Annotated in this window: 17 protein-coding genes; all 17 read right to left on the bottom strand. The window is 63.3% G+C overall.

What is annotated here, in order from left to right; translation table 11 throughout:
* Nucleotides 1–237 precede the first annotated feature (237 nt).
* A complete protein-coding gene (locus A7D21_RS19765) occupies nucleotides 238–1,404 on the bottom strand; it encodes a cystathionine gamma-synthase (protein WP_069552482.1) in 1,167 nt (388 codons plus the stop codon).
* The gene (locus A7D21_RS19760; RefSeq protein WP_053255852.1) at nucleotides 1,401–2,777 is read right to left on the bottom strand and encodes a cystathionine beta-synthase; all 1,377 of its coding nucleotides are present in this window, start codon (nucleotides 2,775–2,777) and stop codon (nucleotides 1,401–1,403) included. Before A7D21_RS19760 ends, A7D21_RS19765 begins: the two co-directional genes overlap by 4 nt.
* A gap of 143 nt (nucleotides 2,778–2,920) precedes the next feature.
* Nucleotides 2,921–3,772, bottom strand: a complete 852-nt coding sequence (gene dapA, locus A7D21_RS19755; protein ID WP_069552481.1) for a 4-hydroxy-tetrahydrodipicolinate synthase — start codon at nucleotides 3,770–3,772, stop codon at nucleotides 2,921–2,923.
* 285 nt (nucleotides 3,773–4,057) lie between these two features.
* Nucleotides 4,058–5,035, bottom strand: a complete 978-nt coding sequence (locus A7D21_RS19745) for an alpha/beta hydrolase (protein WP_069552479.1) — start codon at nucleotides 5,033–5,035, stop codon at nucleotides 4,058–4,060.
* Between the two features lie 104 nt (nucleotides 5,036–5,139).
* On the bottom strand, nucleotides 5,140–5,622 hold the full coding sequence (locus tag A7D21_RS19740; protein ID WP_053255856.1) for a VOC family protein: 483 nt from the start codon (nucleotides 5,620–5,622) through the stop codon (nucleotides 5,140–5,142).
* Between the two features lie 19 nt (nucleotides 5,623–5,641).
* On the bottom strand, nucleotides 5,642–6,034 hold the full coding sequence (locus A7D21_RS19735) for an ester cyclase (protein ID WP_069552478.1): 393 nt from the start codon (nucleotides 6,032–6,034) through the stop codon (nucleotides 5,642–5,644).
* 30 nt (nucleotides 6,035–6,064) lie between these two features.
* Entirely contained in the window at nucleotides 6,065–6,685 is a 621-nt protein-coding gene (locus A7D21_RS19730) for a LysE family translocator (protein WP_069552477.1), read from the bottom strand.
* A 306-nt stretch (nucleotides 6,686–6,991) separates the two neighbouring features.
* Nucleotides 6,992–7,753, bottom strand: a complete 762-nt coding sequence (locus tag A7D21_RS19725) for a PIG-L deacetylase family protein (protein ID WP_053255859.1) — start codon at nucleotides 7,751–7,753, stop codon at nucleotides 6,992–6,994.
* 188 nt (nucleotides 7,754–7,941) lie between these two features.
* Nucleotides 7,942–8,601, bottom strand: coding sequence for a glycosyltransferase family 2 protein (locus A7D21_RS19720; protein ID WP_069552476.1), 660 nt, complete (start codon nucleotides 8,599–8,601; stop codon nucleotides 7,942–7,944).
* Entirely contained in the window at nucleotides 8,598–9,197 is a 600-nt protein-coding gene (locus A7D21_RS19715; protein ID WP_069552475.1) for an SAM-dependent methyltransferase, read from the bottom strand. Before A7D21_RS19715 ends, A7D21_RS19720 begins: the two co-directional genes overlap by 4 nt.
* Nucleotides 9,194–9,952, bottom strand: coding sequence for a PIG-L deacetylase family protein (locus tag A7D21_RS19710; RefSeq protein ID WP_053255862.1), 759 nt, complete (start codon nucleotides 9,950–9,952; stop codon nucleotides 9,194–9,196). Before A7D21_RS19710 ends, A7D21_RS19715 begins: the two co-directional genes overlap by 4 nt.
* On the bottom strand, nucleotides 9,949–10,947 hold the full coding sequence (locus tag A7D21_RS19705; protein ID WP_069552474.1) for an acyl-CoA dehydrogenase family protein: 999 nt from the start codon (nucleotides 10,945–10,947) through the stop codon (nucleotides 9,949–9,951). The genes A7D21_RS19710 and A7D21_RS19705 overlap by 4 nt, the downstream gene beginning before the upstream one ends.
* Nucleotide 10,948: 1 nt before the next feature.
* Entirely contained in the window at nucleotides 10,949–13,105 is a 2,157-nt protein-coding gene (glgX, locus tag A7D21_RS19700; protein WP_053255864.1) for a glycogen debranching protein GlgX, read from the bottom strand.
* Between the two features lie 131 nt (nucleotides 13,106–13,236).
* A complete protein-coding gene (locus tag A7D21_RS19695) occupies nucleotides 13,237–13,506 on the bottom strand; it encodes a DUF2934 domain-containing protein (RefSeq protein ID WP_053255865.1) in 270 nt (89 codons plus the stop codon).
* 23 nt (nucleotides 13,507–13,529) lie between these two features.
* On the bottom strand, nucleotides 13,530–16,298 hold the full coding sequence (locus tag A7D21_RS19690; RefSeq protein WP_069552473.1) for a malto-oligosyltrehalose synthase: 2,769 nt from the start codon (nucleotides 16,296–16,298) through the stop codon (nucleotides 13,530–13,532).
* Complete coding sequence (gene malQ, locus A7D21_RS19685; RefSeq protein ID WP_069552472.1) at nucleotides 16,295–18,379, bottom strand: 4-alpha-glucanotransferase; 2,085 nt, start codon at nucleotides 18,377–18,379, stop codon at nucleotides 16,295–16,297. Before malQ ends, A7D21_RS19690 begins: the two co-directional genes overlap by 4 nt.
* Nucleotides 18,376–20,121 carry a malto-oligosyltrehalose trehalohydrolase gene (gene treZ / locus A7D21_RS19680; RefSeq protein WP_069552471.1) on the bottom strand — a complete coding sequence of 582 codons (1,746 nt, stop codon included), beginning with the start codon at nucleotides 20,119–20,121 and terminating at the stop codon, nucleotides 18,376–18,378. The genes malQ and treZ overlap by 4 nt, the downstream gene beginning before the upstream one ends.
* Between the last annotated feature and the right edge of the window lie 14 nt (nucleotides 20,122–20,135).

Raw genomic sequence — 20,135 nt, 5'->3', positions numbered from 1 at the left:
TTCATCACTCCGGCCTGACGCTAAACCAACGGTGGGAGCGGGGCTTGCTCGCGAAGGCGTTGGGTCAGTTGATACATCAGTTGACTGACACGGCGCTTTCGCGAGCAAGCCCGCTCCCACACTTGACCGAGTATTGCCGTTGGATCACGCCAACACCAAACTCGCAGCTGCCACCGTCACCTCGGCCTGACGCTAAGCCAACGGTGGGAGCGGGCTATTCATGGTTCGACGATCGGGTTAGATACGCGCCAACGCCTGGGCCAGGTCGGCCCTTAGATCCTCCACATCCTCAACCCCCACCGACAATCGCACCAACCCATCACCAATGCCCAACTGCGCCCGCGTCGCTGCGGGGATGCTGGCATGGGTCATGATCGCCGGGTGTTCGATCAGGCTTTCCACGCCGCCGAGGCTCTCGGCCAGGGCGAAGATCGTGACGTTCTCCAGAAAGCGCGTAGCGCCAGCCAGGTCTGTGTTCAAGTCCACTGAAATCATCCCGCCAAACCCGCGCATTTGCCGACGCGCCAGCGCGTGTTGCGGGTGCGACGCCAGGCCCGGGTAGTACACCCGTGACACTTGCGGCTGTTGTTCCAGCCAGGTCGCCAGGTCCAGGGCGTTGCTGCAATGGCGCTCCATGCGCAGTGCCAGGGTTTTCACGCCGCGCAGGGTTAAAAAGGCATCGAACGGGCCCGCGATGGCGCCGACCGAGTTTTGCAGGAAGCCCAGGCGCTCGGCCAGGGCCGGGTTGTGGCCGACGATGGCGATGCCGCCGATCACGTCGGAGTGGCCGTTGAGGTATTTGGTGGTCGAGTGCACCACGATGTCGACCCCCAATTCCAGCGGGCGTTGAATCCACGGGCTGGCGAACGTGTTGTCAGCCACGCAGAGGATGCCACGCTCACGGCAGATCCGCGCGATGGCGCTGAGGTCGGTGAGGCTCAGCAGCGGGTTGCTCGGGGTTTCGACCCAGACCATGCGCGTGTCGTCCTGCAACGCCGCTTCGAACGCCGCCAGGTCTGTCAGGTCGACAAAGCTGAAACGGTGCCCGGCGCTGCGTTGGCGCACCTTGTCGAACAGGCGGAAGGTGCCACCGTACAGGTCGTTGCCGGACACCACATGCGCACCGGCATCCAGCAGTTCCAGCACGCTGGAAATCGCGGCCAGCCCGGACGCGAAGGCGAACGCCTGGCTGCCGCCCTCAAGGTTGGCGACGCAGCGCTCCAGGGCAAAACGCGTCGGGTTGTGCGAGCGACCGTAATCAAAGCCCTTGTGCACGCCGGGGCTGTCTTGCAGGTAGGTGGAGTTGGCATAGATCGGCGGCATCAGCGCTCCCGTGGTCGGGTCGGGTGATTGCCCGGCGTGGATCACGCGGGTGGCAAAGGCGCTTTTATCGGGCTGACTCATGCAAGGGATCTCCGTAGGTGATTGAGCAAGTCGACGCGGGTTATCAGGCCGTGGAAGCCCGCCGCGTCGGCGATGATGGCGACCAGGCCGCGATCGAGTTCCGCCTGCAATTGGGCGAGGCTGGCGCCGGGGGCGAGGGTGTGCACGGTGGCGGTCATGGCGCTGGCGACGGTCATGGAGAAGTCCGCGGCGTCATTGTGCAGGCCCAGCAGGATGTCGGACTCATCGATCACCCCCACCAGTTGCTGGCCGTCCACCAGCACCGGCAGCTGTGAAACGTCCGCCAGGCGCATGCGCTGGAAGGCGGTGAGCAAGGTGTCGTCGGGGCTGACGCTGATCACCCGGCCGTCTTCGAAACGGCGTGCGATCAGGTCGCGCAAGTCGCCGTAGTGTTTGTATTGGAGCAGGCCCGCGTCCTTCATCCATTGGTCGTTGTAGACCTTCGACAAGTAGCGCGTGCCGGTGTCACAGACGAAGGTGACCACCCGTTTCGGTGTGGTTTGTTCGCGGCAATAGCGCAGGGCGGCGGCCAGCAGGGTGCCGGTGGACGAGCCGCCCAGGATACCTTCGGCCTTGAGTAACTGGCGGGCGTGGTCGAAGCTTTCTTCATCGCTGATGGAATAGGCGTGACGCACGCTGGAAAGGTCGGCTATCGATGGAATGAAGTCTTCGCCGATGCCTTCCACCGCCCACGACCCTGGCGTGTCCAGCTGGCCGCTGCGGCTGTATTCAGCCATGACCGAGCCCACCGGGTCGGCCAGCACCATGGCCAGGTCCGGTTGCACCCGCTTGAAGAAGCGTGTCAGGCCGGTGAGGGTGCCGGCCGAACCGACACCCACCACAATCGCGTCCACATCATGCTGGGTTTGCGCCCAGATCTCCGGGGCGGTGCTGGTTTCGTGGGCGAGCGGGTTGGCCGGGTTGTTGAACTGGTCGGCGAAGAATGCATCGGGAATGTCCTTGGCCAGGCGCGCGGCAACATCCTGGTAATACTCGGGGTGGCCCTTGCCGACGTCGGAGCGGGTGATATGCACTTCGGCGCCCATCGCCTTCAAGTGCAGCACTTTTTCAGTGGACATCTTGTCGGGCACCACCAGCACCACGCGGTAGCCTTTGGCCCGGCCCACCAGCGCCAGGCCCAACCCGGTGTTGCCGGCAGTGGCTTCAATGAGGGTGCCGCCGGGGCGCAAACGGCCGTCGCGTTCGGCGGCGTCGATCATGGCCAGGCCGATACGGTCCTTGATCGAGCCGCCAGGGTTTTGCGATTCAAGTTTGAGAAACAGCGTGCACAGGCCAGTATCAAAACGGCTGACCTTGACCAACGGCGTGTTGCCGATCAGTTCCAGTACGGCGGGGCGGGAAAGCGTGGGCATGTCATCACCTGGGCACGGATTAGGTGTAAGGGAGGCACAGCAGAAATGCACAGCATGGCTTGGAACATAGGCCGGGATCGCGCCGGTCGCAACCGGGCGGTCCGCTGGATGTCTTTTTTTGGCGCATGAGCCGGGTCGGCTCTTTACAGCAGCTGGCGTAATGCCTGCTGTACCCGTGCACTGGCGGCTTGCATCGGCGCCCGCAGCTCACTGCCGATTAACCCTTCAAGGGCCAGCGCAGCCTTGACCGGCGCCGGGTTGGGCTCCATAAACAGAGTGTTGATCAGTGGCAGTAACGTGAAAAAAGTCGCCCGGGCCTCGACGAGTTGGTTATCCCGCACCTGCTGGCACAGCGCCACAAAGTCTGCGGTCTGCACATGCGCCGAGGCCGCAATCGCACCGCTGGCACCCAGGCACAACGCGTTGAAAATCTGCATGTCTTCGCCACACAACACCGCCACCTCGCCACTGGCGATCAGCGCCAGGGTATTGGCCAGGTTACCGCCACAATCCTTGATAGCGACGATTCGCGGGTGCTTGATGATGCTCAGCAACGTAGCCTGTTCGAAGGTCACGCCCGTGCGGTAGGGAATGTCGTAGAGAATGATCGGCACGCCGGACGCATCGGCCACGGTGTGGAAAAACGCTTCAAGGCCCGCCTGCGAAGGGCGGATGTAGCTCGGCGCCGGCACCAGCAGGCCGGCCACCGGGCGCGTGAGGATCTCGCGCTGAAACTGCAGCAGTTCTATCTGGTTGTTGCCCGACAGGCCCATCACCACGCGCTGCGCCGGGACCTGCTGCAACACGGCATCCAGCACCGCCAGCTGTTCGGAACGACTCAACGAGGCGGCTTCCCCGGTCGTGGTGCAGACCATGATCCCGGCCACGTGCTTGTCGAGCAAATGGCTGATCAGCCGGCGCAGGCCGATAAAATCGATGGCGCCGTCATGAAACGGCGTGACCACGGGAACCCAGATACCTTGAAACGATGACATGCACTTTCTCCTGATAGTTGACCGCTGGAGTCACCGTCAGAAGGGCCTAGGCAATTGTGCAAAGAGGAGGGAGGTCCGTTGCGCTCAATGTCCAGTCAGCTCATCTGACGGGACAGCGCGCCCCGGTCACATGAGCGACTGTTTCTTCGATTTGAGGGTGTGCGCAACGCACGCTTGCGCCTTGGCAATCAAGCCAATGACGGAAACGTTAGCGAAAGACGATGCGGACATGAGGTAACACACCCTGAATAAGGCCTCCATCTTCAGGGCGTGTGACTGAATGTGTCAACCCCGCTGCAGCTGCATCCGCACAAATTCTGCGACCTCGGCGGCCAACTCCGCATCTTCCGGCGCGCCCATGAAACCGCCATGGGGCATCGCCTCGAACACATGCAGCACCGCCGGCACCCGCGCCTGGCGCAAGGCGCGGTGCAGGCGCACGGTGTTGGACAGGAACAGGTCCCGCGTGCCGCTTTGCAGGAAGGTCGGCGGGAAGCCGGGTGCAAAATCGCCAAACAGTGGCGACAGGTACGGGTGAGTCAGGTCGGCGCCGTTGGCGTATAGCAGGTTGGTGCCCATCAACGGGTTAGGCAGTATCACGTCGACGGTCCGGTTGACCTGGAAACTGTCACCGGACTCGGTCAGGTCCACCTCCGGTGACAGCAGCACCAGCGCCGCCGGGAGTGGCAAACCTTCATCACGGGCGCGCAACACCAGGGCCGCCGCAAGGTTGCCGCCGGCCGAACGCCCGCCAATCACGATGTGTTCTGCGGCGTGGTGCTGCAGCACATGCCGGTAGGTGGCCATGCAGTCATCCAGCGCGGCCGGGTAAGGATGCTCGGGTGGCATGCGGTAATCGATGCCGTAGCAGAGCATGTTGTGCAAATCGGCCTGCTTGCCTGCGGCGATGCGGCAGTTTTCCCCGCCACCGAAGACCAGCGCGCCGCCGTGCAGGTCGATGTAGGCAAACTCACTCTCAGTCGCCGGTGTGGCCACGTGCACAGTGGCATTTTCTACGGTGATGGTGTGCAGGCTGGCGCGCAGGGCCGCCGCCTGCCCGGCGTTGACACTGGCGTAGTGCTCGGCAACGGCGGCTTGCAGGCGGCGCCAGCCGTCGTGGTCGTCGGGCGCGGGCATGGCGTGCAGCGCGTTGAGCGGCACGCCGTCCGCGCCAACCAGGCGTTGCAGGGTCGCTTGGGCTTCAGGGCTGATCGACTGCGGGACCGGGACAGTGCGTGCTTCAAGTTTGACGCCGTGGTTCATGGGCCTACCGCTCGCGTTTGACGACTTGGGGCGGTCAGGATGCCAGAACGCCGATGTCTGTGGGAGCGCTCACGCCCGCGCCCACCCGCGATCTTTGCAGGCCTTCAGCGCCCGGCCACGGCGGCCTCGATGGCGGCAATGTCGATTTTGCTCATGGTCATCATCGCGTCAAACGCACGCTTGGCCGTCGCCGGGTCGGGATGGGTCACCGCAGCGCTCAGCACGCGCGGCGTTATCTGCCAGGACAACCCCCACTTGTCCTGGCACCAGCCGCAGGCACTGGCCTGGCCGCCGTTTTGGATAATGGCGTGCCAATAGCGGTCGGTTTCCGCCTGGTCATCTGTCGCCACCTGGAATGAAAACGCCTGAGTGTGTGGAAACGCCGGCCCACCGTTCAGGCCCAGGCAGGGGATGCCCAGGACCGTGAATTCGACGGTCAACACGTCGCCTTGTTTACCGTTGGGATAGTCGCCAGGGGCATGGTGTACTGCCTTCACGGCGCTGTCCGGGAAGGTCTGGGCATAGAACGTCGCGGCTTCCAGCGCGGTGCCGTTGAACCACAGGCACAGCGTATTTTTGTTGTTCATTTTGGGTCTCCACGGTGTGTTATCCAGCTAGCAGCTGCTGAATCGACGCCTTATCGATCACTGACCAGACGTGCGCGATTTTGCCGTCGACGCATTCATAGAATACGTTCTCATCGAAGCTCACCGTCCTGCCATTGATCGGCAGCCCGAAAAACTCACCCCTGGGGCTGACCCTGAAATTCAAGCGGCTGGCGAGGGTGGGCGGGTCGGCGACCAACAGTTGGATGCGAAACACCAGGTCGGGGATTTCACGGAAATCCCGTTCCAGCATGGCGCGGTAACCGGCGAGGCCGATCGGGCGGGCGTTGTAGGTGACATCCGGATGGACGAAGTGGCCCAGCCGGTCCCAGTCCTCACGGTTCAGGCAAGCGATGTAGCCCTGGTAGAAGTTGGCGAGTTCGGTTTTGGTCATCAATGCGCACTCCGTAATAGGCGATACGGCTCAGGCCCGGCGTGCCATTAACAACACCGTTGCTGCTGCCGACAACAGCCCCGCACAGCAGCGATTGAACACCCGCTGGCCACGTGGCTCGGCGAACCAACGGCGCATGTGCAGGCCCATATAGGCGTAGGCGCTGATGGCGATCCATTCGAGCATCAGGAACATCGCGCCCAGCAGTGCGAACTGTGGCGTGATCGGTTGGCCGGGCACCACGAACTGCGGGAGGAACGCAGTGAAGATCAGGATGGCTTTCGGGTTGCCCGCCGCCACCAGAAACTCCTGACGCGCCAATGCCCACAATCCCACCTTGGCCGTAGCCGCTTCAGGCTGCGCCGCCGGATTAGCCCGCCACAACTGCAACGCCAGATAAAACAGGTACGCCGCCCCCAGTATCTTGAGCGCGTAAAACAACAGCTCCGAGGTTTGCAGTACCACCGCCAGGCCGGCTGAGGCGAGGGCGATCATGCCTGCGAAGGCCAGCAAGCGGCCAATGCCGGCGAGGCAAGAGGTGCGATAGCCATAGCGCGTGGCGTTGCTGACGGACAGCAAATTGTTCGGTCCGGGCGCCATGTTCAGGGCAAAGCAGGCCGGGAGGAAGAGGCAGAGGGTGGCAAAGTCCATGTGTGCTCCGATAGCGACTCGGGTTGAGGTGCTCACAAGCGTAAGAGAAGGGCAGGCGTGATAACAACCGAGGCATTCAGTGCCGCGGGGCCCGCGCCGAGCAAGTGCGGCGTGCCCCGCGTGGGCTGCGATCAGCGCTTCATCGCCTCGCAGGCATTGCGCTAGGTGCTGTCGCGAATGTTGCTACAGCTTTGGCCACCGGTTTTGGCTTCGCAATACGCGCGTTGGTTGCTGTCAGCGATGTTGCCGCAACCGGCATAGGCGTGGGCACTCACCATCACTCACCGTGCGATACCTAGCCATCACTCAGGTGAACACGATTTCGTAAGGCTCGCGCATGCGCTCCAGCAAATCCTGGGCGAGTATCGGCGCCAGCCCGATTTCCGGGTCGCCGTCCAATTGGCTGGCATACGCATGGGCGGCGTGCAGTTTGCGGGCAACGCTCCAGGTGTCCAGGCGAATTTTACGCGCGCGTTGCCAAGGGATCACCGAGCCTTCGCGCGCCGGCCAGTGCCACGCCCAGACCGGCAGCTCGTACAGGCGCGCGCCGGTCAGTGTGCAGGCTTTGGCACTGGCGCGGCCAACGGCGTCATGGTCATCGTTGCCGTCGTGGCGCCAGGTGGTGAAGACCACATCACTGGGTTGCAGGTAGCGCGCAATAAACTGGCTCAGTGGCTGCTCGCGGACGCCGAGGGCGTTGTCACAAAAGCCGCCACGAATCCACTTCAGGCTGTGTAACGGCATCCCCAGGCGCCGCAGTGCCTCGGCGCTTTCCTGCGGGCGAATCACGCTCAGGCGGCTCGCCGGCCACAGGTTAGAGCCTGGATGGCTGGCGCTGCCATCAGTGATGGAGATCAACAGCAGGGGGTATTCAAGGGTGCTGAGCAGTTGCAGCAAGCCCCCGCAGGCCAATACCTCGTCACCCGGATGGGGGGCGATAACCACCACTCGCGCCCCGCGGGGCACCAGTGAAGAAGGGTTGATGGCGGGGATTTGCGCCAGCTGGGGCGCACTGTTCCAGATTTGCGCAGGGCCGCGACGGCCCTCGCTTAAGGAGGCAGGCTTCATGAGTAGTACGTCCTTGTGGATTGATGCTGGGTCGTGCCCACTGCGGAGACGACTTCTTATAATCAGCTGTCTTGTTTCACCGCAGGCTCCGCTGCGGTGAACGGCGACCATCCAACCCTGGATGGCAGCAAGGCGGTTTCAGCATAGACAAGGATTCGGCGCTTTTACATCGTGCAATGTCGATTTTTTCAAGTGGCCTGCATCAGGCTTTTCAAATAATCGCCAAAACCGCCTTGGGCACGGCAGTCCAGGCGCGCGCTGGTAGTGACCTGCGGCGTGTGGCTCCAGGCGATGGATGCGCCGCACCGCTCCAGGTTGCGCACCAGTTGCACATCTTCGTGGCAGGCCAGCGGCTCGAAGCCACCGGACTGCACATAGGCGCCCGCACTGACACCCAGGTTGGCACCGTGGATATGGCGATGGCCGTCGCGAGCCTCATAGGCCTGGTGGTAGCGAATTTGCGCCGCAGGGCCGAAGCCCTGGCTCCAGGCGTCGACGGTCACGGTGCCACACACCGCGTCGGTGCCCAGCGCCAATTGCGCCACCAACCAGTCGGGGGCGACACGGCTATCGGCGTCCGTACACGAAATCCAGCGCACGCCTTGATTGAGTAAATGCCGCGCACCCACCCCACGCGCGTGCCCGACATTGCGCGCGTGTACCGGCAGGCACTGCACCGGATACGCCTGGGCAATCGCCGCACTGCCATCGCTGCAGCTGTCGAGCACTGCGAGGATCTGCACGGGTTCACCGAGTAATCCGGGGTGGCTTGCAGCAATCATTGCGGCGTTGAGGCACTCGGCCAGCAACGCTTCTTCGTTATGTACCGGGATCAGAATGCCGATCATCGCAAGCCCTCATGGCTGGCGACCGAGGTGCCGTCACGGCTCCACAGGTCGAGTAGGAAATCACTTTCGTGATGGTGCACGACGTGGGGCATGTCCAGTCGCTGTTGCAGTACGGCATGTACCTGGTCGGCGGTGTGCGGGCAGCCCTCGATCATGGGTCGCCAGTGACAGGCGAGCAACTGCCCGTTGTCCGTCAGTGAAGCGAGGACGCAGTCAATCAGACGGTGCAAGTCATCGGCGTCGAGGTAGTAGCACAGCTCGCTCAGCACGATGAGTTCGAACCGGCCTGTCGGCCATTGGTCGGGCAGGCGGCCCTGGTAGACCTGGGCGTGGGGGAACTCCAGCAAGCGGGTTTTCGCCAGCGCGACGGCGGCAGCGGCGGTGTCGCAGCACACCAGGCGCTCACAACGTAGCGCTAACTCGGCACTCAGTTCGCCGTTGGCGCAACCGGGTTCAAAAATCGAGGCATAGCGGGGGCGGGTCAGCAGCGCGCCGGTCAGCGCGCGTTTGCGTTGCTCGTACCAGCGGTGGCGAAAGGCCCAGGGGTCGTCATTGCCCGCGAACAGTTGATCAAAATACGGCGTGGCCACACTCATACAAACACCACTTCAAAAGGTTGCAGCAAGCGCTCCACTACATAGGGCGCCAGCACCGGCGCAAGACCGATTTGCGGGTCACCCTCCAACTGGCTGGCAAAGGCGTGAATCGCGTGCCGCTTGCGCGCCACCGCTTCGGGCGTCAGCAGCAGTTTGCGGGCACGGTGCCATGGCACCTGGCTGTCCTCGGGGGTTGCCCAGTGCCAGGTCCAGACCGGCAACTCGTAGAGGGTTGCGCCCACCGCGAGGGCGGCCTTTGCACTGGCCCGGCCGACGGCTTCATGGTCGCAGTGACCGTCTTCGCGCCAAGTGGTGAACACCACATCGGTGGGCTTGAGGTAGCGTTGGATAAACGCACTCAGCGCCTCTTCTCGTTCCGCCACCTTGCTGTCGGTGAACCCCGCGCGCAGCCAGATTAAACTGTGCAGCGGCACGCCCAGGCGGTGCAGGGCCTGCGCCGATTCCTGCGGGCGTATCACGCCCAGACGCGCCACCGGCCAACGGGTGGAGCCAGGATGGCTGGCGCTGCCGTCGGTCACGGAAATCAACTGCAGCGGCCGGCCCAGCGCCGCCAAACCCTGCAGCAAGCCACCACAGCCGAGCACTTCGTCGTCCGGGTGCGGGGCGATGATCACAGCGCGATGCCCTGCGGGCACCAACTGTTCAATGCTGATGTGTGGCAGCTCAGCCATATGAGAGGAGGCTTGCCACTGATGCAGCGGCGTACCCTGGCCGACGATCGGGTTGGGTTTCACAACAGCCACCTCCCTGTAGGTTGTTCGAGCACCAGCTCGCCCAAGGCGGCCAGGTCACGTTCGGCGTGGCTCTGGCGCACATAGACCGGCAAGTCCGCCATCAACTGCGCGAAGTGCGCGTCTTTGCAATACGGCCCCGCACCGACCGCGCGCCCCACATGGCGGATCACCTGCTCGACGGTATCTTCGATGCAGGCGCGTGCCTGTTGGGCCAGCGGCCGAGCATTCGCCCGAGGTTCGCGGTCGATCTGCTCAGCGGCATCACGCAGCACACAGGCCGCACTGTTGAGCAGGCTGTCGACCGCGCCCAAATGGGCGAGGGCATGCGGTTCGGGCCGCTTGCTGCATTGCTCGCGCAGCACCTCGGCCAAGCGTTGGGCGCCGCCATACCAGCACGCCGCGATGCCGACGCCACCCTGCCAGAAGCCCGGGCGCGACACGTAATCGCCCGGGCCGCCGACTGCGATGCCGCGTGCCGAGTCGAAGACGATTTCGACGCTGGCGGTTGCCGCCATACCGACCGCGCTCCACCCTTCGTCCGTCACCTTCACGCCAGGCTGGTCCATTTCTACCGCGACCAGTTGCTGATGATGGTCTTCATCCCAGGCCGTCAATAAGCCATGGCTGACCACGGCCGCGCCGGAACACCAGGCTTTACGCCCATCGACAATTAGCCGATGGCCGTCACGGCGCACGTGAACCTTAGCGGTGGGTGGCTCGGCGGCCCACATGCCCCAAACGCTGCCCAGGGGCGGCAAGGGGCTGTCGAGTTCCGCGATGATCGCCAACGCATCGGTGTGGCCTTCGAACAGCTTGCACAGGCGCAGGTCATGCCCTGCCACCTGTGCCAGCCGGCTGAAGCGCTCCAACGTCTGGCCGCTGCCAGGCAACGGCAGTTGGTCCAGGCCTTCCTCCTGAAGCGCCCTCAGGGCAGCCCCCAGCGCCTGCGTATTCGCATAGCTGCGGTTGCCTTGAAGGAATCCATGCAAGGCCATTTCACACCTCGTCGTGCTGCAGTTCGAACAGCAACAGCGAGCGCCCAGTGACAGCGTACTCATGTTCGAAATCAAAGCGTTCCTGGCCACGCACCGCCGTGTCGTTGGTATCGAGCATGCAGGTCCAGAACTCGCCCTCAGGCACTGGCGGCAGGCGGAAATTCACCATGTCGTGGTGGGCATTGACCACCAGCAGCAAGGTCGCATCGCCACCCGGGCGACGAATCCCGGTTTCCTGGGCGCGGCCATCCATCAACATGCCCAGGCAGCGACCGTGGCTGTCTTCCCATTGTTCAGTGCTCATCTCGTTGCCATCCGGCGCAAGCCAGGTGACATCCTTGACGCCGATATCTTCGTTGTAATCACCCACGAGGAAGCGGCCGCGACGCAGGATCGGATAGGCCATGCGCAACTTGATCAGGCGTTTTACAAACTTGAGCAGCGCCTTGCCGTCGTCGTCCAAATCCCAGTTGACCCAGCCGATCTCGCTGTCCTGGCAATAGGCATTGTTGTTGCCGTGCTGGGTGCGTGCGAATTCGTCGCCGGCCACCAGCATCGGCGTGCCTTGGGCCAACAGCAGGGTGGCGAAGAAGTTACGCATCTGGCGCAGGCGCAGTGCGTTGATCTCCGGGTCGTCGGTGGGGCCTTCGACGCCATGGTTCCAGGACAGGTTGTTGTTGCTGCCGTCCTGGTTGTCCTCGTCGTTGGCTTCGTTGTGTTTGTCGTTGTACGACACCAGGTCGTGCAGGGTGAAACCGTCGTGGGCGGTGATGAAGTTCACCGAGCTGTAAGGCCGGCGCCCGCGATGGTTGAACATTTCCCCGGAGGCGGTCATGCGCCCGGCGAAGTCCGCCAACTGGCCGTCATCACCTTTCCAGAAAGCGCGCACGGTGTCGCGGAAGCGGTCGTTCCACTCCACCCAACCTGGCGGGAAATTCCCCACTTGATAGCCGCCGGGGCCGCAGTCCCAGGGCTCGGCGATCATTTTCAGCTGGCGCAGCACCGGGTCCTGGCGGCAGGCCACGAGGAAGCTGTGGCGCTCGTCGAAGCCGTCGCGGTAGCGGCCGAGAATCGTCGCCAGGTCAAAGCGGAAACCGTCGACGTGCATCTCGGTGGCCCAGTAACGCAGGGAGTCGGTGACCATCTGCAGTACGCACGGGTGGCTCAAGTCCAGGGTATTGCCGGTGCCGGAGTCGTTGATGTAGAAGCGCTTGTCGTCAGGCATCAGCCGGTAGTACGAAGCGTTGTCGATGCCGCGCATTGACAGGGTCGGGCCGCGTTCGTTGCCCTCGGCGGTGTGGTTGTAGACCACGTCGAGGATCACCTCCAGCTTGGCTTCGTGCAGGTGCGCGACCATTTCCTTGAACTCGGCGATTTTGCCGCTGGCCAGGTAGCGTGGGTCCGGCGCGAAGAAGGCGATGCTGTTATAGCCCCAATAGTTGGTCATGCCTTTTTGCAGCAGGTGCTGGTCGTTGACGAATGCATGCACCGGCAGCAGTTCCACCGACGACACGCCCAGCTGGCGGATATGCTTGAGCACGTCCTCTTCCATCAGCCCGGCGCAGGTGCCACGCACCGACTCGCCCACCGAAGGGTGACGCATGCTGATGCCGCGCAAGTGGGTTTCATAGATGATCGTGCGATCCCATGGCACGCGCACCGGCTGGTCGTTGCCCCAGGTGTGCGCCGGGTCGATGACTTTGCACTTGGGCACGAAGGGCGCGCTGTCGCGTTCGTCGAAACTGAGGTCGTCGTCCGGGTGGCCGATGGTGTAGCCGAACAGGGCTTCGGACCATTTGAGTTCGCCCACCAGCTGTTTGGCATAGGGGTCGATCAGCAATTTGTTGTGGTTGAAGCGGTGGCCGTTGGCCGGGTCGTAAGCACCGTACACGCGGTAGCCGTAAATCAGCCCAGGATGGGCGTCGGGCAAGTAGCCATGAAAGGTCTCGTCGGTGTATTCGGGCAGTTCGATGCGTTCCAGTTCCACTTCGCCAGTGTCGTCGAACAGGCACAGTTCGACTTTTGTGGCGTGGGCCGAGAACAGCGCGAAGTTAACGCCCAAGCCGTCCCAGGTGGCGCCGAGGGGGAAGGGCAAACCTTCACGAATCCGCGACGGCTCGTTTTCCGGCGTCGGTTGGGTGTTGTCGGGCTTGCTCATTGAGTTGCTCCTGCAAAGGGTCTTTTTTCGGGCCGAGCGCGACCGTGCCGACGATCGTTCAGCTGACGCAGTGGAAAGTGAAAATGACCTCCCGCCGACAACGCGGAAGGAGGCTCATTAGACAAAGTGGCTTAAGGCTTGGGCTTCTTCGGTGCTGCCGGCTTTTTAGCCGCCGGGGGCGCCGGTTTGCCGGCGGCCGGGGCCGCAGGCTTGGGTTTTGGCGCAGGCTTGGGGGCGGTTTTCGGTTTGGCGGCGGGCTTGGGCTTGCTCGGCGTCAGCGCTTCGGCTTCGGCCAGTTTGCGGGCCATTTCCCAATGACGCGCGTCCTCCCCATGGGGTTTGCCTTCAGACTCCCAGATCTGATGCGCTAACTCGCGAATGCGTTTGTCTTCAGTACTCATCACAATGCTCCTCACAGAAAATTTCAGCTTTCTTGATCATCAGGATTGATAAAGACATTGACCGGGAAATCCCCCAGCGCAGTGCTGATCAACAGCTCCTTGTTTGGTGTGACTGCGCCTGTATGAAAAAGTCCCTTCCAGTTTTGTGTCGTGGCGGCGAATGGTAATTTCACCCGCGTATCGCCCCAAACCTGCGCATTGACGTGGGGCTGCGGACCCTTTTCAGGCCTATTTTCCAGCAGGCGATGGGACCAACGTGGCACCACCACCAGCAGCTGTTTGCCTTGATGCTCGCGACAGAACGCGACGACGTGGTCCGCGTGTTTGCCGGTGACTTCCAGTGGCGTGTAACGGCCGTGCCGAAAGATCTCGGGGTCGGCCTTGCGCAGGGCCAACACCTGGGCAATCAGCGCTTGTTTGATACGCCCGTCGCGCCAGTTGAACAACAGTTCGCCGATGTCCGCTGGTGTGTTCAGCGCGCGTTGCCGTGCGTTGAAATCCACCGGGCGCCGGTTGTCCGGGTCCACCAGGCTGAAGTCCCAGAACTCATCACCCTGGTACAGGTCCGGCACACCCGGCACGGTGAGGCGAAGCAAGGACTGCGCCAGACTGTTCACGGCACCGGCCGCGGCGATGGCCTGGGCGGCGGTAGCGAGGGCGGTACGCAGTGCGTGGCCTTCCTCGCTGAGCAATAGCCGCGACAGAAACGCTTCGACGGCCTGTTCATAGGCCTCGTTGGGCGCACTCCAGCTGCTTTGCAACTTGGCTTCGCGCAAGGCTTTTTGCTGCCATTGCCAGAGGCGTTGCTGGTAGTCCTCAACGTCAAGGTCGAGGTCCAGCGGCCAACTGCCCAGTAGCACTTGGTAGAGGATGAGTTCATCGCCGGCCGAAGGGCTTTGGGCGTCGTCGCGCAATTTCGCCGCGAGGGTGCGCCAGTGCTCGACCTGCTCGACGTACCACGGCGCACATTCGCTGAGTACCGCCAGACGCGCACGGGTGTCTTCGCCGCGCTTGTGGTCGTGGGTGGCGGTGGCCAGCAAGTTGTCCGGGAACGTCTGCAAACGTTGCTGGTTGACGGCGTGGAACTCGTCCACCGGCGCGCTGAACTGCTCGGTGCTGAAGCCCACATCATTGCGCGACAGCAGCACCGCCGAGCGATAGAACGCGGTGTCTTCCACGGCCTTGGCGGCGGCAGGTGAGGTCAGTTGCTGGAAACGCACGCAGGCATGCTTGAGGATCTTGCGCTCACGGCCCACCGGGCGCTGGCGCCAAGGCTGGCCGCCGAGCCATTTTTCCAAGTGATCGAGCACCGGCCAGTCAGCTTCGCTCAAGGTGCTTCGGGCACCGGCCAGTGCCTGCAGGAAAAACACATCGTCACGCTCGCTGCGGCCGCGGGCACTGATGTAGGTGCGGTACACCGGGAAGTGCACGATCAGCGCCTGCAACGCGCGGCGGATCGCGCCCAGGGTCAGGTCGCGGGTCATCACATCATCGCGGGCTACCTGCAGCAGGGCCTGGGCCACGCTTTCAAAGTCACCGGCCAGCGAGCCATTGAGGATTTGCTGGCGCGCGAGCCAGGCCTCTTCGATAAACGCCGAGGGCCGTTCGCTGTGGCGGGTCCATAAGTCGGCAAGGGGGCCGAAGCCCTCGGGCGCATGTTGCAGCAACGACAGTTGATTCATGAACTCGTAGCCGGTGGTGCCGTCCACTTGCCAGTCTTCGCGCAGGGTCTCGCCTTCGCCGAGGATTTTTTCGACGAAGATCGGCAAGTGCCGCTCGGGTGACAGCGAATCCACGCGACGGCGCAACTTGCGGCAATAACCGCGTGGGTCGGCCAGCCCGTCGATATGGTCGATGCGCAGGCCATCCACCAGGCCCTCGCTGATCAGCTGGAAAATCTTGCCATGGGTGGCTTCGAACACGGCGCTGCGTTCGACCCGCAACCCGCCCAGCTCGTTGACGTCGAAGAAGCGCCGCCAGTTGATGTCGTCCGCCGCAGTGCGCCAACTGGCCAAGCGGTAGGCCTGTTGCTCAAGCAGTTGGTGCAAGCGCTCAAAGCCGTCAGGCTGGCGCCCGTCGAATTCGCTGAGTCTGTGCTCGATGGCGTGCAGCACCTCGTCCGCGGTGGCGCGTTCGGCCAGCGCCTGCTTGAGCCACGCCGCTTCGGCGTAGGCGTCGTCTTGATAGGCGAGGGCATTGAAGCGGTCGGACAGCGGCTTGAGCACTGCATCGGTGCCCAGAATTACCGCGTAATCGCGAGGGCAGATGGGGAAACGGTGTTCGTAATGCTCAACGTAGAACGCACCGTGCGCGGCGTCGAAATGCAGCGTCAGGGTCCCGGTTTGCAAGGCTTCGCCGTAGTCGCTGCCAAGAAATGGCATCAGCAGTTGGCCTTTGAGCAGCGGGTCAGGCGAATGCCACTGAATATCGAAGAATTCGCTGTAGGGGCTTAAGCGGCCCCACTCCAGCAGGTCCAGCCACCAGGGGTTATCCGCGCCACCGACGGCCATATGGTTGGAGACGATGTCGAGGATCAGCCCCATGTCGTGCTCACGCAGCGCGGCGATCAGACGGCGCAAAGCGGGTTCGCCGCCCAGCTCGGGGTTGACGGTGGTCGGGTCGACCACGTCGTAGCCGTGCATGGAGCCGGCGCGGGCGGCGAGCAGCGGTGAGGCGTACAGATGACTGATGCCCAATTGGGCGAAGTAGGGCACCAACGGCACCGCATCATCGAGGGTGAAGTCTTTATGAAATTGCAGGCGCTGGGTGGCGCGCAGGGGTAAGGCTTTCATCGGTCACGCTCACGGGCTTGGTTACGCGCGACGGCCAGCAGTTCGAGGCGGCGGGCAGCGCCTGCATTGTCGAGCAGGCTTGCCGCTTCACCCGGCAGGCGACGTCGCCAATTAGGGTGCGTATCAAGTGTGCCAGGCAGGTTGGCTTGTTCTTCGACGCCCAGGGCGTCCTCCAACGGCAGCAGCACCAGCTGCGCACGGGTGTGGCCCAGGTAACGCACGCTGGCGTCAATCATGTGGTCCGTGTCATTGCGAATTTCATCGACAAAGTTCTGCGGGTCCTGGCTCAAGGCCTGGCGCAGTGCCTGGCGTTCGCGCAGGCGGTGTTCGCTCCATTGCTCCACGGTCGGCGCATCGATCAGGCCCAACTGGATGTTCCATTCGATATCACGGCTGTGCCACCAGCCATTGAGCGTCGGCAAGTCGTGGGTGCTGGTGGTTGCCAGGGCGTTGTCCGGCCAGTCAAGGATGGGTTTGAATTGGCCGTCGTGGCCTTGTTCGAAGAGCAACACGCGCATGCCCAGAATCGAACGGCCGATGAGTTTTTCGCGCAGGCCATCGGGCACGGTGCCGAGGTCCTCGCCCAGCACAATCGCCTTGTGACGTTGCGACTCCAATGCCAGCAGCCGCAGCAGGTCGTCGATCGGGTAATACAGGTACGCGCCTTCACGCGGCGAAGCGTCCATCGGAATCACCCACAGGCGTTGCAGGCCCATGACATGGTCGATACGCAACCCGCCGGCGTGGGCGAAGTTGGCTCGCAGCATTTCGATAAAGGCGCGAAAGCCGTTGCGCTTGAGGCCTTCCGGGGAAAACGCGGAGATGCCCCAACCTTGTCCGGCGCGGTTGAGGATGTCTGGTGGCGCGCCAACCGTCAGGCCGGCCAGCAGCTCATCCTGACGGCTCCAGGCCTGGCTGCCGCCGCCGTCCGCGCCAACCGCCAGGTCGGCGATCAACCCGACGCCCATGCCGCTGCCACGGGCGGCTTGTTGGGCGCGCTCCAGGCAGCGGGCGATCAGCCATTGGCCGAAGGCGAAATAGCCGATCTCATCGCGGTTTTCCTCGGCGAACTGTGCCAGCGCCGGGCTTTGCGGGGTGCGCCATGCGTCGGGCCAGTGCCGCCAGTCGAGGTCTTCCCCGGCGGCGGCGCGAGCGGCCTGCACGGCCTCGAAGCGACAGTGGTTTTCCAGGGCTTCGCCGCCTGCCTGTCGAAAGCTCAGGAAGTCGGCGTGTTGTGGGTGCTCACCGTGACGGAAATCTTCATACAAGGCGCGCAACAGCTGTTGCTTGGCTTTGGCGGCGGTGGGCCAGTCGATCAGGGTGTGTTGTTCGAGTGTGTGCAGCTCATCGGCCAGACCGCAGGCCTCTATGGCGTTGCGCACTTCGCGTTCGCCGAGAATGCAGGCGGGCGATGCATACAGGCTGTTCAGGAACAGCCGGCTGGACGGTGAATACGGGCTGTAGCGCCCTGTGTCGGCACTGAACATCGCGTGCATCGGGCTGATTGCCAAGGCATCGGCGCCGCGTTCGGCGGCACTGCGTGCCAGGTGTTCCAGGGCCAGCGTGTCACCGAAGCCGCCATCGCCCAGACGGCGCAGCGAATACAGTTGGGCACTCAGGCCCCAGGCGCGGGCAGGTTCGCTGTCCGTGGCTTGCGCCACGCTGTAGCAATGGGTGGGGGCTACGGCCAGGGTGAAGGTCTGGTCGTCGATATGCACCTGGTGGTAGCCGAGCGCGATGACCCCGGGCAGTACCGCGTTGCCATCCAGGCGCAGCTCCAGCGTTTCGCCGTTCTCCAGGCTCACGCGGCAGGGCGTGTCCGGGGCGAAGTAGCGCGCCAGATCCAGGCCATCGCCGGTGTCGACGGTCAGCAGCGGCGGCAAGTGTTTGTCTTGTTGCACCCGCTCCAGTTCCAGCAGGCTGGCATCGATCTCGGCGTCGGTATCGGCCGGGTGGCCCAGGCCTTTGAGAACGGCACGCAGGGCAGCGGGTTTGACATGTTGCAGGCGGCCGTTTGCATCGATCCAATCGACGGCCAGGCCCGCACGGCTGGCGAGAATTTCCAGTTTCGCTTCGCTCAAGGGTGCTCTCCAACAGGGGATAAGGCGACGCGTGCGCTGAACGGCGACAGGTGCGCCCCATCAGCAGCATGCGTTTCGAATAACAGGTGGTGCGGCGCGGGGTGATCCAGCGGTGTGGCACTGAGGTTCAAGTCAATTTGCAACACGCTGCCGTTACCCAGGCGCCAACGCGCCGTCACGGCGCCTTCAGCCAGCACCTCTGCGCCAAGGGGAACGCTGCCCGGCAAGTGCGGCACGATATGCTGGTGGCGCAGGCTCAACAGCTGGCGGTAGAGCTGGGCGTGCGCGTTCTCGGTAAACGTGGGCGCCGATTGCCGAAAGGTCGGCAGCGCATTCGGATCGGGTATGCGTTCGCGGCGTTGCGGATCGGCAAACGCGGCGAAGTCGGCAAACTCGTTGCGCCGGCCTTCGCGTACCGCTTGCGCGAGTTCGCCATGGTGGTCGGTGAAAAACAGAAAGGGTTCGCTGGCGTTGGTTTCATCGCCCATGAACATCAGGGGGATCATCGGCGACATGAGCAGCAAGGTGGTCGCCGCCTTAAGCGCCTGGGGCGAGCACAGCTGGTGCAGACGTTCGCCCAAGGCGCGGTTGCCGATCTGGTCGTGGTTCTGCAAAAACGCCACGAAGGCGCTCGGTGGCAGGTCACCACTCGGTTCGCCGCGCTCATGGCCATGGCGCGTGGTGTGGCCTTGGTAGATGAACCCTTCGCCCAGGCAGCGCGCCAGTTTGTCGGTCGGGTTTGCGGCGAAGTCGCTGTAGTAGGCGTCGGTTTCGCCGGTCAGCAATACGTGCAGGACGTTATGAAAGTCATCGTTCCATTGCGCATTGAAATCGTGCTTTAACAGGCTGGCCTGGTTGAGTTCGTTTTCCAGGACCAGCCAGACATGGCGACCGCTGTCCACCTGCTGGCGCACGCGGTGTGCCAATTGCTTGAGGAACCCCGGATTGTCGATGGCGTGCACCGCATCCAGGCGCAGGCCATCAAAGCGGTATTCCAACAGCCACATCAACGCGTTGTCGAGGAAGAAGTCGCGCACCTCACGGCGATCGAAATCAATCCCGGCGCCCCAGGGCGTGTGCACCGCTTCCTGGAAGAAGCCTTTGGCGTATTGGCCCAGGTAATTGCCATCGGGGCCGAAGTGGTTGTAGACCACATCGAGGATCACGGCCAGGCCATGCTCGTGAGCACTGTCGATCAGGGCCTTGAGCTGTTCGGGGGAGCCGTAGGAAGAATGCGGCGCGTAGGGCAGAACCCCGTCGTAGCCCCAATTGCGCTCGCCGGGGAATTGCGCCAAGGGCATCAATTCAATCGCGGTCACGCCCAGTTCGGCGAGGCGCGGCAGTTGCTGTTCAACAGCGGCGTACCCGCCCAGTACGCCAACGTGCAGCTCGTAAATCACCGCCTCATGCCAGGGGCGGCCTTGCCAGTTAGGGTGTCGCCATTGATAGGCGAGCGGGTCGACGACGACGCTCCAACCATGCACATCGTCGGCTTGCGCCCTGGATGCCGGGTCGGGTACATCGGTTTCGCCGTCGATGTTATAGCGGTAGTGAGTGCCCGCCGGGCACTTCACCTCCACTTCAAACCAGCCATCTGCCTGGGGCAGCATGGCGATAGACTTGCCGTCTTCCAATTCAACGCTGACATAAAACGCGTCTGGCGCCCACAAGGCAAAACGCGTGTGTTGCGCGTCCAACATGATTGCGCCGTGGGGCCAGGTTTCCAGATTCCGTGACGGCATCTATGAAGCCCTCC

The organism is Pseudomonas sp. AP19 (assembly GCF_001728855.1).
Classification (GTDB): Bacteria; Pseudomonadota; Gammaproteobacteria; order Pseudomonadales; family Pseudomonadaceae; genus Aquipseudomonas; species Aquipseudomonas fluorescens.
This window is presented reverse-complemented; position numbering and strand designations above follow the sequence as displayed.

Excerpts from the sequence above, each read along its gene's own strand:
- A7D21_RS19765 (WP_069552482.1), bottom strand. The coding sequence starts at position 1,404 with ATGAGTCAGCCCGATAAAAGCGCCTTTGCCACCCGCGTGATCCACGCC.
- A7D21_RS19760 (WP_053255852.1), bottom strand. The coding sequence starts at position 2,777 with ATGCCCACGCTTTCCCGCCCCGCCGTACTGGAACTGATCGGCAACACG.
- dapA (WP_069552481.1), bottom strand. The coding sequence starts at position 3,772 with ATGTCATCGTTTCAAGGTATCTGGGTTCCCGTGGTCACGCCGTTTCAT.
- A7D21_RS19745 (WP_069552479.1), bottom strand. The coding sequence starts at position 5,035 with ATGAACCACGGCGTCAAACTTGAAGCACGCACTGTCCCGGTCCCGCAG.
- A7D21_RS19740 (WP_053255856.1), bottom strand. The coding sequence starts at position 5,622 with ATGAACAACAAAAATACGCTGTGCCTGTGGTTCAACGGCACCGCGCTG.
- A7D21_RS19735 (WP_069552478.1), bottom strand. The coding sequence starts at position 6,034 with ATGACCAAAACCGAACTCGCCAACTTCTACCAGGGCTACATCGCTTGC.
- A7D21_RS19730 (WP_069552477.1), bottom strand. The coding sequence starts at position 6,685 with ATGGACTTTGCCACCCTCTGCCTCTTCCTCCCGGCCTGCTTTGCCCTG.
- A7D21_RS19725 (WP_053255859.1), bottom strand. The coding sequence starts at position 7,753 with ATGAAGCCTGCCTCCTTAAGCGAGGGCCGTCGCGGCCCTGCGCAAATC.
- A7D21_RS19720 (WP_069552476.1), bottom strand. The coding sequence starts at position 8,601 with ATGATCGGCATTCTGATCCCGGTACATAACGAAGAAGCGTTGCTGGCC.
- A7D21_RS19715 (WP_069552475.1), bottom strand. The coding sequence starts at position 9,197 with ATGAGTGTGGCCACGCCGTATTTTGATCAACTGTTCGCGGGCAATGAC.
- A7D21_RS19705 (WP_069552474.1), bottom strand. The coding sequence starts at position 10,947 with ATGGCCTTGCATGGATTCCTTCAAGGCAACCGCAGCTATGCGAATACG.
- glgX (WP_053255864.1), bottom strand. The coding sequence starts at position 13,105 with ATGAGCAAGCCCGACAACACCCAACCGACGCCGGAAAACGAGCCGTCG.
- A7D21_RS19695 (WP_053255865.1), bottom strand. The coding sequence starts at position 13,506 with ATGAGTACTGAAGACAAACGCATTCGCGAGTTAGCGCATCAGATCTGG.
- A7D21_RS19690 (WP_069552473.1), bottom strand. The coding sequence starts at position 16,298 with ATGAAAGCCTTACCCCTGCGCGCCACCCAGCGCCTGCAATTTCATAAA.
- treZ (WP_069552471.1), bottom strand. The coding sequence starts at position 20,121 with ATGCCGTCACGGAATCTGGAAACCTGGCCCCACGGCGCAATCATGTTG.